The organism is Pseudomonas sp. MD195_PC81_125, from assembly GCF_014060985.1.
Lineage (GTDB): Bacteria > Pseudomonadota > Gammaproteobacteria > Pseudomonadales > Pseudomonadaceae > Aquipseudomonas > Aquipseudomonas parakoreensis.
Window position 1 is genome coordinate 1 of sequence record NZ_JABULD010000454.1, and the last position, 3,637, is coordinate 3,637.

Genomic DNA, 3,637 nt, shown 5'->3' on the forward strand with positions numbered 1-3,637 from the left:
CATGATTTCGCCGACCTGGCCGAGCAGATCGTCAAGGCGTTACCGGCTGATCGCTATGAAGTCACGGCGGCGTTCCTGCGCGGCAAACCGGGGCCGGGCGAGCCGGTGAGCCGGGCTGACCGTTCGGTGTACTTCGAGTTTTCCGACAAGTCGCTCAAAGGCATGCGCCTGCGGGCGATGTGGCAGCTGTATAAGTTCTGCCGTCGAGAAAAGTTCGATGTGGTGATCTGCAACCGCTTCAAGCCGGTGAACATGATGCTGGCGCTCAACCGCTGGTTGAAGGTGCCGCTGTGCATTGGCATCTCCCACGGTTTCGGCGAATACGACCGCTTTTACCGACGTCATCAGACCCAGCGCCTGATCGATCGGCACTGGCGCTTTGTCGGCGTTTCGCCGGCGGTCAAACAGTACCTGCTCGATTGCGATTGCGGCTTCACCGACCAGAACACCTACGCCATTACCAATGCCATCGACATCGAGCAGGCCGAAGGCTTGCAGCACAGCCGCGACAAAGCCCGCGAGTTGTTGGGCCTCGACCCGAATGTGCGTTTGATTGGCGCGCTGGGGCGGCTGGTGTCGGTCAAGGGCCACACCTATCTGTTGCAAGCTTTCGCCGCACTGAAAGACAAATACCCGAACACTCAATTGGCAATTATCGGTGCCGGACGCCTGCAAGCGCCGCTGGCGGCGGAGATTGAGCAACTGGGCTTGAGCGGCCGTGCGCATCTGCTGGGGTTCAAGGAAAACGCCCTGCAATACGTGCGTGCGTTCGACATCTGGACCATGCCCTCGCTGGCCGAAGGCCTCGGCCTGGCCTTGCTCGAAGGCATGAGCGGACACCTGCCGGTGATCGCCTCGAATGTGCCGGCCATGTTGCCGCTGATCGAAGGCGCCGGTGGCTTGGCGATTACACCCAAGGATGTACCGAGTCTGGTCGCCGCGCTGGACAACTATCTCGCGCTATCGGATGAAGAACTCAAGGCCAAGGGCGAGCAGGCTTATCGCTACCTGCAGGAACAACACGACATCGAGGTGTTCCGTCAGCAATACCTGGACCTGATCGACTCTGGCCTCGAGCAGGCCCGCAAGGAGCAGCCGTGAGCGAAGAACAAGTCATGAGCGAAGCCAACGCCCTCGTCACGGTGATCATCGCCTCGTACAACCACGGCCCGTACATCGAGGAAAGCATCCTCAGCGTCCTCAATCAGACCTACAAGAACATTGAGCTGCTGGTGGTCGATGACGGTTCGAAGGACGACAGTGTCGAGCGCATCAGCGCGTTGCAGGCGCAGTACGGTTTCGATTTTCGTGTGCAGCAGAATCAGGGCCTGACCAACACCCTCAACGGCGCCATCGCTCGTGCCAAGGGCAGCCTGATCGTGCCGTTCGGCTCCGACGACATCATGTACCCGGAGAGAATCGCCACCCAGGTGGCGTACATGGACTGCAAGCCCGAAGTCGGGATCTGCGCCGGCAACATCGAATTGATGCACGCCGATGGCAGCCTCTACCCGGAGAAGCGTCAGCGCCGTGACGTGCCGTTCCGCCGTCTGGATTTCGACGATATGTTCCTTGAGCGCAAGCCGTATCCACCGGCACCGACGCTGATGATCCGTCGTGAGGCGCTGGACAAGGTGGGTGGCTTCGATCCGACGATTCGCCTTGAGGACCTGTACATCGAGCTGAAAGTGACCCGCGCCGGCTACTTCATCGACGGTTTGAACGTGGTGATGGCGCGCTACCGCAAGCACGCTACCAACTCGTACAAGAACCATCGCTTCATGATCGAGAACATTCTGCGCACCTATGCGCTGTTCAGCGATCATCCGCTGTATGACGAAGTACGTTTCAAGGCGCTGAACTCAATGTTCCTCAAGACCGCCAACCGCAATCGCAAGCTGGCCCGCGAACTGCTGGCGCAGATCCCGTTCAAGGCCTGGAACAAGAAGACCTGGCGCGGCTTGGGGCGCTTGCTCTTTTCTCCGCTGGAAAAGGACTGAGGTCCTGGTCGCTCACACTCAGCGAGCGACTTTCTCCGGCAGGCCCTTTTCGCCCTTCTGGCGCTGGCGCAACCAATGCACAACCTTCTTGCCGGCAGCCATGCCCGGTTGCTCGATATAGAGGAAGGTCACGCTGCTGATCAGAATCAGCAGGCACGTGCAGACCGCCACCAGGGGCAGGTACACCGAAGCTTCCCGCGCATCGATATCCAGCAGCAGCGGCAGCCGTTGCACCATCAGCCACAGGACGAAACCGTGCAGCAGGTAAGTGCTGTAGCTGATTTCGCCGAGCCAGCGAATGCTGCGTGGTTTCAGCGCGCCGAACAGGTTGTTGCCGGACGCCACGATCACGAAAAACAGCGTCAGCAAAAACAGCGGCGCAGTCTTGAACGCCCGACTGAACGCGGTGAACGCAACCACCAGCGCGAGCACGGCGATGATGCTCGCCAGGCGTGACTGGCTCCATGCCACGAGCGCCGGGCGGCGAATCCAGTACGCGGCGGCGATACCGCCGAGGAAACTCGCCAGAAAGTGCTTTTTCAGCGAATGCTCCCAACCGATGATCTGGTACAGCGCGTAGATGCCGATCAGGCACAGCACCACTTGCAACCAGTTGCCGCGGTAGATGAACACCAGTCCGGCCAATGGCAGTGCCAGGTAGAAAAACACTTCATAGGCCAGCGTCCAGGTGACGTTGGATATCAGCATGCCGGAGTGTCGGTACTGGTTGATGTCCGGGCGGTCGAACGTCAGCCACGCAAGCACCTGCTTGAACAGTTCCAGCCCCGGCTCTTTCAATTGCCAGCTCTGCAAGTGGAAGATCGAGACGAACACCAGCAGCATCAATGGCAGGTACAGCGGGTACAGGCGGAAAACCCGCGAAACGCCGAATGCCAGCCAGTCGTGGTTGCGGCCCTGCGCGAGCAAGCGGCTCCAGAACAGGAACCCGGTGATCATGAAGAACAGCGCGACGCTGCCCTGGCCCAGCATCGAATAGAAGTTGCTCGGGGGGAAGTCGATCACGCCGGTGCGCAAGAAGATCCAGGTAATGATCGAATGGTGCACGAATACACCAAACGCCAGATAGCCGCGCAGACCGTCGATGCTGGCATAGCGGCTTTCGCCGGAATGCTGCAGGTGCCGGGCAATTTTCGGCACCGCGCGCAACAGCAGGGCGGAGGTGACGATGGCCAGCAGGTAGGCTGCCAGCGCAATAAGAGGATTGGTTTCGATCATCACTGAACTCGGGCCGGGGTGTTGCCGGCCAGCACTTGCCTGTGCAGATTTTCAACTGCGGATTTGGACGCCGTCACAGCGTATCCCTGGAGCAGGGCATCGAGGTGATCCTCGAACAGCCAGCGTTTGTCGACAGTGTAACGTTGCATATGACGCAAATTGCGTTGACGCATCGAAAGGCTGAGCGGGGTCGGGTAGATGCGCAGGTCGGCCAGATCAATCAAGCCGAACTCGCCATCCTCCAGTACCAGTACGTTGCCCAGGTGCAGCGAGCGGAAGTACACGCCTTTCTCATGCAATTGCGCCATGAATTTGCCGAAGCGTTCGATCAACGCCTGACGTACCGCCGGGGCGGTAATGCCCTGCAGCACCTGACGCAGGGTGTGGCCAGGCAACGGTGC

At 59.9% G+C, this 3,637-nt stretch carries 4 protein-coding genes; 2 read left to right on the forward strand and 2 right to left on the reverse strand.

The window, feature by feature from the left end:
• Together HT737_RS18235 and HT737_RS18240 are read left to right on the forward strand one after the other, a co-directional pair.
• Positions 1-1,101: glycosyltransferase family 4 protein (locus tag HT737_RS18235; RefSeq protein ID WP_182403544.1), on the forward strand; the 1,101-nt coding region annotated here is incomplete at its 5' end.
• 14 nt (positions 1,102-1,115) lie between these two features.
• Complete coding sequence (locus tag HT737_RS18240; RefSeq protein ID WP_182403548.1) at positions 1,116-2,000, forward strand: glycosyltransferase; 885 nt, start codon at positions 1,116-1,118, stop codon at positions 1,998-2,000.
• An 18-nt stretch (positions 2,001-2,018) separates the two neighbouring features.
• Here the strand turns inward: HT737_RS18240 and HT737_RS18245 are convergent, their stop codons facing one another.
• Both HT737_RS18245 and HT737_RS18250 read right to left on the reverse strand, forming a co-directional pair.
• Positions 2,019-3,236: an acyltransferase gene (locus HT737_RS18245; RefSeq protein WP_182403546.1), complete on the reverse strand. Its 1,218-nt coding sequence runs from the start codon at positions 3,234-3,236 to the stop codon at positions 2,019-2,021.
• The coding region (locus HT737_RS18250; RefSeq protein ID WP_220459433.1) for a lipopolysaccharide kinase InaA family protein at positions 3,236-3,637 on the reverse strand (402 nt) is incomplete at its 5' end. The genes HT737_RS18250 and HT737_RS18245, both read right to left, overlap by 1 nt.